Below are 2,765 nucleotides of genomic sequence, written 5' to 3'. Positions count from 1 at the left end.
CCGGCATCGCCGGTTTTATCTCTGTTGCATTCACGGTTTACATGCGCCTCGAGCTCATGGATCCCGGTGTGCAATACATGTGCCTTGAAGGCGCGCGCCTGACGGCGGCGGCTGTTGGCGAATGTACCCCCAACGGACACCTCTGGAATGTGCTGATCACAGGCCACGGCATCTTGATGATGTTCTTCGTTGTGATCCCCGCGCTCTTTGGTGGCTTCGGGAACTACTTCATGCCGCTGCACATCGGCGCACCGGACATGGCGTTCCCACGTTTGAACAACCTGTCGTTTTGGCTGTTCTTCGCAGGGACCACACTGGCTGTAGCGTCGGTGTTGGCACCGGGCGGTAACGGTCAAGCGGGCTCGGGCGTTGGTTGGGTTCTGTACCCACCGCTGTCGGTGAACGAAGGCGGTATGTCGATGGATCTGGCGATCTTTGCGGTGCACGTATCGGGCGCCTCCTCGATCCTAGGTGCGATCAACATCATCACAACCTTCCTCAACATGCGCGCCCCCGGCATGACGCTGCACAAAGTGCCGCTGTTTGCTTGGTCGATCTTTGTGACTGCATGGCTGATCCTTCTGGCTCTGCCTGTTCTGGCTGGTGCTATCACCATGCTGCTGACGGACCGTAACTTTGGGACTACCTTCTTTGATCCTGCAGGCGGTGGCGACCCCGTGTTGTACCAGCACATCCTGTGGTTCTTTGGTCACCCCGAAGTGTACATTGTGATCCTGCCTGCCTTCGGCATCGTCAGCCACATTGTTGCAACCTTCTCGCGCAAGCCGATCTTTGGCTACCTGCCCATGGTTTACGCTATGGTTGCCATTGGGGCCCTCGGCTTCGTCGTCTGGGCGCACCACATGTACACCGTCGGCATGAGCCTCAGCCAGCAAGCGTACTTCATGATCGCTACTATGATTATCGCGGTACCAACAGGCGTTAAGATCTTTAGCTGGATCGCGACGATCTGGGGTGGCTCCATCAGTTTCCGCACACCGATGCTGTTTGCGATGGGCTTCATCTTCTTGTTCACCGTTGGTGGTGTAACAGGGATCGTGCTCAGCCAAGCGGGTATCGACCGTGCGTATCACGACACCTACTACGTTGTGGCACACTTCCACTACGTGATGAGCCTTGGCGCCGTGTTCGGTATCTTTGCCGGTATCTACTACTGGATCGGCAAGATGTCGGGTCGCCAATACCCTGAGTGGGCCGGGAAACTGCACTTCTGGACCTTCTTCATCGGGACCAACATCACGTTTTTCCCACAGCACTTCCTCGGCAACCAAGGCATGCCACGCCGCTACATCGACTACCCAGAGGCGTTTGCCTACTGGAACCAGATTAGCTCCTACGGCGCCTTCCTCAGCTTTGCCTCTTTCTTGTTCTTCATCGGCATCGTGGCCTACACGCTGGTCGCTGGTCGCAAGATCAAAGAGACAGACTACTGGGGTGAATACGCGGATACGCTGGAATGGACCCTGCCCAACCCTCCCCCGGAGCACACCTTCGAGCAGCTGCCGACCCGCGACATGTGGGACAAGCAGCCGGGGCACTAGGCACGATGCCTTTCCAGGTTACAAAGGGGGCTCCGGATCATTCCGGGGCCCTTTCCACACCCACCCTCGAAATCACGCTGTGGCCACACCAAAGCCTGACCCCCAAGGGGTTCGTGGCGTTTATCGGGGCGACATCCATGCTGTTTGCACTGCCGCTTTTGTCGGTGGTCGGCACGGCAGCACTTTGGTTTCTGCTGCCCTTCATTGCCGCGACGGTCACGCTTGTGTGGTGCTTGCTCAAACGCTCATGGAAGGACGGCACGCTGCGCGAGCAGTTGACCCTGACGCCTGAGCTAATCTCGATCCTGCGGATCAATCCCCGCGCGCCCAAACAGTCTTGGGAAGCCAATCCGTTCTGGGTCCGGGCAGAGCTGCACTCCGAGCCGGTTGAGAACTACCTGACCCTGCGCGGTGGTGCACGTGATGTGGAACTGGGCCGTTTTCTGACCCCAGAGGAACGGGCTGAGTTGCACATGCTTTTGTTAGATGCGCTCGCGAGGACCAAGACCGCGCAATAGCATTCAAAGCCCCGCGCACTTTGCCGGAACTACGGCATGGCGTGGGGCTTTTTTATTTTCGATCTCTTGAGAAAAACGCCCCCATTCACCGGGGCGCTGTCGCGACTATTAAAGTCGCGACAGGTGGTGAGGGCCTTTGGGCCCGCACCCTGTTCACAAAGGCAGATAGCCCTTAGGACAGCTGGCCTTTGACCATGGGGCCAACGGCGCCAAAATCCATCTGGCCGGTGTACTTAGATTTGAGCGCGCCCATCACCTTGCCCATGTCGCGAATGCTGCTTGCACCCACTTCGGCAATAGCGGTCGCAACGGCGGCATCAATCTCTGCTTCGGACAGTTGGCGCGGCAAGTAATCCTCTAGGATCGCGATTTCCTCACGCTCCCGCTCGGCCAATTCAAGACGCCCGCCCTCTTCGTAGGCGCGTACACTTTCCTGCCGTTGCTTGACCATCTTACCAAGGATTTGCAGCACATCAGCATCACCAACCGTGGTGCCTTCGGTCCGCTTGGCAATATCCAGATCTTTGATGGCCGCATTGATAAGCCGCAGCGTCGACAACCTTGTGGCGTCCTTCGCCTTCATGGCGTCTTTCAAAGCGGCGGTGACTTTAGCGCGCATATCCATCGTCATGTTCCTTGCTCACACCCGAGAAAGGGCGTCACATATATCAGCCCCCCGCGACAA

3 protein-coding genes are annotated in these 2,765 nt (G+C 57.8%); 2 read left to right on the top strand and 1 reads right to left on the bottom strand.

The genetic code is table 11. The features are described 5' to 3' along the window. A partial coding sequence (locus tag AC4GMC_RS18120) for a cytochrome c oxidase subunit I (protein ID WP_490391501.1) occupies window positions 1–1,562 on the top strand: 1,562 nt, incomplete at its 5' end. Window positions 1,563–1,567: 5 nt separating this feature from the next. After that, window positions 1,568–2,080: a DUF2244 domain-containing protein gene (locus AC4GMC_RS18115; RefSeq protein ID WP_487878989.1), complete on the top strand. Its 513-nt coding sequence runs from the start codon at window positions 1,568–1,570 to the stop codon at window positions 2,078–2,080. 172 nt (window positions 2,081–2,252) lie between these two features. Here the strand turns inward: AC4GMC_RS18115 and AC4GMC_RS18110 are convergent, their stop codons facing one another. After that, entirely contained in the window at window positions 2,253–2,705 is a 453-nt protein-coding gene (locus AC4GMC_RS18110; protein WP_487878988.1) for a GatB/YqeY domain-containing protein, read from the bottom strand. Window positions 2,706–2,765: the final 60 nt, after the last annotated feature.

It is taken from the genome of Thalassobacter sp., from assembly GCF_982993085.1.
This window is presented reverse-complemented; position numbering and strand designations above follow the sequence as displayed.